Genomic DNA, 6,579 nt, shown 5'->3' on the forward strand with positions numbered 1-6,579 from the left:
TGATGCGGCCCTTGTACGGCTTGTTGTAGAGATGCTCCACAACATCTGCCATCGTCACGATTGCGGTTGTCTTGAAGCCATACTTTCTCTCAATCTCCTTGAGTGCGGAGTGAGTCGTGTCTTTTCCGCGCTCCATGCGGTCTACGGACACAACAAGACCGAGCACATCCACATCGCCCTGGGCCTTGATGATCGGCAGAGTCTCCTCGATCGAGGTTCCTGCAGTCGTCACATCCTCGATGATGACAACCTTGTCGTTGTCCTTGATCGGACTTCCGAGAAGAATTCCCTTATCGCCGTGATCCTTCACCTCTTTACGGTTTGAGCAGTAGCGGATATCTGCATCGTAGAACTCGCTGATTGCCATTGTCGTCGCAACAGTCAGCGGAATTCCCTTGTAAGCCGGTCCGAACAGCACATCGAAATCCATGCCGAAAGCGCTCTGGATTGCCTTTGCGTAGTACTCACCTAAACGGCGAAGCTGGGTACCGGTGCGGTAAAATCCGGTATTTACGAAAAACGGGGTCTTTCTTCCACTCTTGGTCACGAAATCACCAAATTTCAGAACCTCACAGTCGATCATAAACTCAATAAATTCTTTCTTATACTGCTCCATAGCGCTATGTCCCCTCTCATTTTGTCTTGATCTTATTTGATTTTCGTCTGTTGAATCTTATTTCACACAGCCGATCAGCTCATGAATATCCTCAACTCCATGCTGTTTCATGAAGTTCTCGATTCCCTCCGCGATCTGAACCGTCGCATACGGATTAAAGAAGTTTGCCGTGCCGACAGAAACTGCCGTCGCACCTGCCATGATAAATTCCAAAGCATCCTCCGCCGTCGCAATTCCTCCCATACCGATGATCGGGATCTTGACTGCCTGGGCGGTCTGGTATACCATGCGGACAGCAACCGGCTTCACAGCCGGGCCGGACATTCCTCCGGTCTTGTTCGCGAGCGCAAAAGTCCGGCGGTTGATGTCGATCTTCATTCCAGTCAGCGTATTGATCAGGGAGAGTGCATCTGCACCGCCTGCCTCCGCTGCCTTTGCCATCACGGTGATGTCCGTGACATTCGGGCTGAGCTTCATGATCACCGGCTGTTTTGCCTTTTCCTTGACTGCCTTTGTGATCGCCTCAACTGCCTTCGGATCCTGGCCAAACGCAATTCCACCCTCCTTGACATTCGGGCAGGAAATGTTGATCTCAAGAAGGTCAACCGGCTCGTCGGCAAGGCGCTCAACAACCTCAAGATAATCTTCCGTCGTCTTTCCGCAGACGTTGACCACAATCTTCGTGTCATACTTCTTCAAGAACGGAATGTCTCTCTTTGCGAACACATCAATGCCCGGATTCTGCAGACCGATCGCATTGAGCATGCCGCCGTAAACTTCCGTGATACGCGGAGTCGGATTTCCCGGCCACGGCACATTTGCCACACCCTTCGTCACCACGGCTCCGAGACGGTTTAAATCCACAAACTCGCTGTATTCTTCTCCGCTTCCAAATGTACCGGAAGCTGTCATAACCGGATTCTTCAGTTCCACACCGGCAATCGTCACTTTTGTATTCATCACAGCTCCACCTCCTGCGCAGCAAATACTGGACCATCCTTGCAGATTCGCTTGTTGTGCACATGAGAATGGTCATCCACGTCCTTCGACTTGCAGACGCAGGCAAGGCAGGCACCGACTCCGCATGCCATGCGCTCCTCGAGGGAGAGCCAGCACTCGATTCCATGTTCCTGTGCATATGCCTTGATTGCGCGAAGCATCGGGGTCGGACCACAGGCATAGATCACTTCTGCGTCAAGCGCCTGCTCGCGGATTGCATCGAGAACATTTCCCTTTGTTCCTGCACTTCCATCTTCCGTTGCCAGATAAACCGGGCCATACGGCTCAAATTCCTGATTTAAGAAGAGGACATCCCGGTATCCGAGTACCATCTGTCGCTCGCCTTTTAAGGTCTTTGCCAGCTCCAGCATCGGAGGGATTCCGATTCCGCCGCCGATCAGAAATGCCTTCTTCTCGCTGTCTGTCGGGAATCCGTTTCCGAGCGGTCCTAAAATCTCGATCTCATCGCCTGCCTGATAGGACGCAAATTCCTTTGTTCCTGCTCCGACTGTGCGGTAGACAATCCGCAGACGTCCCTGCTCGCGGTCAATCTCACACAGACTGATCGGACGCGGAAGGAGCTTTGACTGATCCTTCGTATAAACAGAAATAAACTGTCCCGGCTTTGCCTGGGAGGCAATCTCCTCTGCCTGAATCCACATGCTGAACACATCTGCTGTCAGCGCTTCCTGGCTGACCACAGATGCCGTCATCTTGATCTTTCCCATTACGACCCGTACCTCATTTCCAAGATTAGATAAATAAAATTATGAAATTTACAGAACGCTGTTGATATCTGCGACCATGTCCACAACAGCCTGTCTGGATGCCTCTGCAAAATGCTCTGCACCAAACTTTGCATACTTTTCCTGTCTGTACGCTGCGATGATGCCGCGGGAAGAGTTGACGATTGCGCCGAGTCCATCCTCATTGAAGCAGGCCTTCAGATCCTTTGCGGTACCGCCCTGTGCACCGTATCCCGGAACGAGGAAGTAAGTCTTCGGCATCAGCTTTCTGAGGATTGCGCTCATCTCCGGATAAGTTGCTCCGACAACAGCTCCGACATTGCTGTATGCGCCGTCCATGCAGTCTGCGCCCCACTCTACAACCTTGTCTGCCACCAGCTCATAGACCGGTCTGCCATCCACAAGTTTGTCCTGAAGCTCACCGCTTGACGGATTGGAGGTCTTTACCAGAACGAAGATTCCCTTGTTTTCTGCCTTACATACATCTACAAACGGTTTCACGCCATCGGTTCCCAGATACGGGTTTACGGTCAGGAACTCGGTGTTGAATGCAGAGTACTCCTTGCTTCCCACTTTCACTTTGCCCAGATGAGCGGTTGCATATGCAGCGGAAGTAGAACCGATGTCGCCGCGCTTTGCATCGCCGATCACGATCAGGCCCTTCTCCTGGCAGTAGCGAACGGTGCGCTCATAAACCTTTAAGCCCTCAATTCCAAACTGCTCATACATTGCAATCTGCGGTTTTACAGCCGGAATCAGATCCCAGGTATGATCGACAATCTCCTTATTATAGTTCCAGACAGCGTCTGCGGCGCCCTCCAGAGTCTCACCGTATTCTGCAAATGATTTCTTCAGAATGTGTTCCGGAATGTAACTGAGCATCGGATCAAGTCCCACGCAAATCGGTGCCTTTGTTTTCTGAATCTTCTCAATTAACTGCTGAATCATCTTTGTCCTCCTCATACCTTGTCCGTTTTATTTTGTTGTATTGCTTATCGCTTATCGCTTGCTATACATATGTATAGCAGTGTATAGCAATGTATAGCAGATATCTCTTGGAACATTTTAGCATATCCGTGAAAGCCTTTCAAGCAGAAAGCCCCTGAAATTGACGTTACTGTTCACGCTTCACGCAGACAGCAACGGATTTTGCCGATGCTTCGCATCCTGAATCGGAAAAATCTGGATGAATCCGGGTGAAATCTGGCAAATCCTGGCGAATCCGATCAAATCAAACCGGAAATCATCGGAACAATGATTACGGTCAGAAGTCCGGCAACGGCAATCGCAAGACTGCTCATCGCGCCCTCGACCTCGCCGAGTTCCAGTGCCTTCGCCGTTCCGATCGCATGGGCAGAAGTTCCAAGTGCCAGTCCGCGTGCAACCGGATGCTTGATTTTTGCAATCGCAAAGACTGCATCTGCAACGATGTTTCCGAAAATTCCGGTGATGATGATGCAGACAACCGTCAGCGTCACAACACCGCCTGCCTGTTCACTGACTCCCATTCCGATTGCCGTCGTGATGGACTTTGGAAGGAAGGTCACATACTCCTGATGGCTCAGTCCAAATACCGTACAGAGCACAAAGATACTTCCCGCACTCGCAATTACGCCTGCCACAATCGATGCAATCACGGCAACAGCATTTTTCATCAGCAGCTCCAACTGTTTGTAAAGCGGAATTGCCAGGCAGACCGTCGACGGGGTCAGAAGATAACTGATGTATTTGCCGCTGTTGTTGTAAGTCTCATAATCGATATGGAAAATCTTTAAGATCGCAATCACAAGAATCACGGAAATCAGAAGCGGATTTAAGATCGCCCATCCAAATTTCTTCTTCAGCCATGCGCCAAACAGATAGGCGAGAAGACTCAAAACAAATCCCAAATATAAAGAACTCTGAACTGCACTCATGTCTATCTGCCTCCCTTGTTTTTCTTGCTTCCAGTGCTTCTATTGCTGCTGTTATTCTTGTTGTTCTTTTCATGATGTTCGTCATACTCGCGAACCTCTTTTTCTCCAAATGCAAGGATCAGCTCTGTGACCTTTCCAGTCGCAACCATAACGATGATCGTAGAAACCGTACATACCACAAGCATCGGAACCAGAATCGCCCTCATGGCATCCACGCTCTCCATAAGGCCAACCGCTGCCGGAATAAACAGAATCGGCATGATCTCAAGCAGGAAATTTCCTGTCGCTTCAACCTGATCCAGTTTAAGGATTCCGCTGCATAAAAGTACAAGCAACAGCAAAAGTCCATACACACCTGCCGGTACCGGCAAAGGCAACAGCAGGTTCATCAGCTCGCCAACCAGCGTAATTCCGAACAGAATCGCGCTCTCCTTCACATACTTCATTTTTCTCTCTCCTTTTGTACTGCCCGGGGAAGTGTGTTGGGGCGTCTCTTTCTTCTAAGGGCTCCTTTTTTTGGACGTCTCTTTCTTCTAAGGGCTCCTCCGACGAGTAAAGTCAGGCAAACACGTTCGCACTCCGGATTTCGACGTAACGGTGCATAAGGTTGCAGACAACGCAACCCAAGCACCGACGTCGAAAACGGGTTTGCCTGATCTTTCTCGTCTTCGTCGCCCTTTTCCATCTTCTCAACACAACTTTCTTCTGTCACTCTCAAATGCATCCGTTCAAGTCGACGCTCGCGAAGACTTGGCGCGTGATTCTGGTCAGCTCTGCTGACATCTTCCAATCAGAATCACTGCGCATCTCGCGGAGCGTATAACTCCGAAGGGGATTGTCTCCCCTCCTGGGAAAGTTTGTGATACCCCCACCTATAGAGGAGGGGGACATCCACTCTGGGTTATGCATTCTCAGATATCTCACACCGGGGCATGATGATCTGCGCCAAATTTGCACATCCCGGCTATTCTACCACCACCCCCATCAAACTACAATCCCATTTCTTGTATTCTTTGTGTATTTTTATTATAATAAGAAAAATCTTGCTAAGTCACAGATTCCGCTCACACATTTCCTGTGACGACTATAAAAGGGCAGAATTCAATGTAAAAGGCACATTTCTTTAAGCATTTTTTATCACCTAAAATAATGGGGACACCCTATAACAAACGAAAGGATTTATTTATGAAAATTCAGAAAACCATCACATATACCGATTTTTCTATTCTTGTTACCCAGACACCGGATGCTTCTCAGTTATCCACACTTGATTCGCTCATTTTATCCTGCCATCAGAATAGAGAGAATGTGCCTGAGTTTTCATTCTCTGACGATGAAAAAAACATTTTTCTCTTTCTGATGCGTTCAGATGGTTCCATTCCTGCTGTTCTTGCTCTCTCGATTTTAGATGAGGAGACAGCAGAATGCCGTGCTGTCACAGCACCTGCCTTCCGCCGTCAGGGATATTTTTCTGCACTGCTTGAGGAGGCAGAAACTCTTGCGGGGGAAAGAGATCTCATTTTCCCGCTTCCAAACTCCTGCACAGATGGTCTTGCTGTCATGCAGGCACTTGGAGCAGAATGCCTCTCCACTGAATATGAGATGGCCTGCCAGATCCCCGCATCTATGGAAACTTCCAGATACAATCCTTGCGATAGTTCTTATTGTACGAATCAGAACCATACTCTCTTTGAGACTGCACGATGGACGTTGATCTCTCAAAAAGGCAACCGTAAAAACACTTTTTCTCTCCAAGTTCGTGAAGAAGCAGAAAATGAAGAAGGGACTCCCTCTGTTTTTTTAGAGTCCATCGTTTCTGATTTGAATGCTACCAGCTGCATTGGCTCCTGCCTGACAACACGCACTTCTGAAACCTGTGTCTGCCTGCACCATGTCGAGATCCGAGAGGATCTTCGAGGAAAAGGTTTTGGCACCATTCTGGTTCGTAGGCTTCTTGAAGAACTTGCTGATTTTGGTGTAAAACGTGTCATTCTTCAGGTTTCCGGTGACAATGCTCCTGCACTCTCCCTGTACAAAAAAACAGGCTTTGCAATCACACAAAGCCTGTCCTATTATTTGTACTAACTACTCAAAATCGTACAGCATATATCATATATTTAGATTTTGAAAGCCCTAAGATTCTGAATCTCTGACACTCCAGCGGCTAAAGCTCGTTGGGTTCTCATATACATGAACTTCCAAATATGCTCGAAAGTATATAAGACTAATTCGTTTCTATGAGACTTTCATTATCAATCATTCTGATGAATGAATTAACGATAACATACGGCTCGTGTCAAAA

General features: G+C 48.5%; 7 protein-coding genes. 1 reads left to right on the plus strand and 6 read right to left on the minus strand.

The genetic code is table 11. The features are described from left to right. From pyrE to ACR0QE_RS12855, 6 genes are all read right to left on the minus strand, one after another. Positions 1-616 (minus strand): orotate phosphoribosyltransferase (gene pyrE / locus ACR0QE_RS12830; protein ID WP_432628730.1); only part of this gene is annotated, 616 nt, incomplete at its 3' end. 57 nt (positions 617-673) lie between these two features. Continuing rightward, a complete protein-coding gene (locus ACR0QE_RS12835) occupies positions 674-1,576 on the minus strand; it encodes a dihydroorotate dehydrogenase (RefSeq protein WP_432628731.1) in 903 nt (300 codons plus the stop codon). Then, entirely contained in the window at positions 1,576-2,343 is a 768-nt protein-coding gene (locus tag ACR0QE_RS12840; RefSeq protein WP_432628732.1) for a dihydroorotate dehydrogenase electron transfer subunit, read from the minus strand. The genes ACR0QE_RS12835 and ACR0QE_RS12840 overlap by 1 nt, the downstream gene beginning before the upstream one ends. 48 nt (positions 2,344-2,391) lie before the next feature. Continuing rightward, positions 2,392-3,309 (minus strand): orotidine-5'-phosphate decarboxylase, encoded by a 918-nt coding sequence (gene pyrF, locus ACR0QE_RS12845; protein ID WP_432628733.1) that lies wholly within the window; start codon positions 3,307-3,309, stop codon positions 2,392-2,394. 278 nt (positions 3,310-3,587) lie between these two features. Beyond that, positions 3,588-4,277 (minus strand): LrgB family protein, encoded by a 690-nt coding sequence (locus ACR0QE_RS12850; protein WP_432628734.1) that lies wholly within the window; start codon positions 4,275-4,277, stop codon positions 3,588-3,590. Between the two features lie 2 nt (positions 4,278-4,279). Further along, entirely contained in the window at positions 4,280-4,723 is a 444-nt protein-coding gene (locus tag ACR0QE_RS12855; protein WP_432628735.1) for a CidA/LrgA family protein, read from the minus strand. 739 nt (positions 4,724-5,462) lie between these two features. Between ACR0QE_RS12855 and ACR0QE_RS12860 the strand changes: the two genes are divergently transcribed. After that, positions 5,463-6,362, plus strand: coding sequence for a GNAT family N-acetyltransferase (locus tag ACR0QE_RS12860; protein WP_432628736.1), 900 nt, complete (start codon positions 5,463-5,465; stop codon positions 6,360-6,362). The last annotated feature ends 217 nt before the right edge of the window (positions 6,363-6,579 follow it).

Source organism: Brotaphodocola sp., from assembly GCF_050873065.1.
Taxonomy (GTDB): Bacteria; Bacillota; Clostridia; order Lachnospirales; family Lachnospiraceae; genus Brotaphodocola.